The following is a 315-nucleotide window of genomic DNA, read 5'->3' as shown; positions in this document are numbered from 1 at the left end:
GAACGCGATGCCGAGTTCGTTCTGCACCTTCTGGAGCAGGTTCACGACCTGGGCCTGGATGGAGACGTCCAGGGCGGAGACCGGCTCGTCGGCGACGATCAGCTTCGGTTCCAGGGCGAGCGCGCGGGCGACGCCGATGCGCTGGCGCTGGCCGCCGGAGAACTCGTGCGGGAAGCGGTTGTAGTGCTCGGGGTTGAGACCGACGATCTCCAGCAGCTCACGGACCCGCTTCTCGCGGCCCCCGGCCGGGCTGATGTCGTTGATCTCCATCGGCCCCGAGATGATCTTGCCGACCGTCTGCCGCGGGTTCAGCGA

At 67.9% G+C, this 315-nt stretch carries 1 protein-coding gene; it reads right to left on the bottom strand.

Annotation, left to right across the window (positions count from 1 at the left end; genetic code table 11):
* A partial coding sequence (locus tag JK359_RS38655; protein WP_201844419.1) for an ATP-binding cassette domain-containing protein occupies positions 1-315 on the bottom strand: 315 nt, incomplete at both ends.

The organism is Streptomyces actinomycinicus, assembly GCF_016741775.1.
Taxonomy (GTDB): Bacteria; Actinomycetota; Actinomycetes; order Streptomycetales; family Streptomycetaceae; genus Streptomyces; species Streptomyces actinomycinicus.
This window is presented reverse-complemented; position numbering and strand designations above follow the sequence as displayed.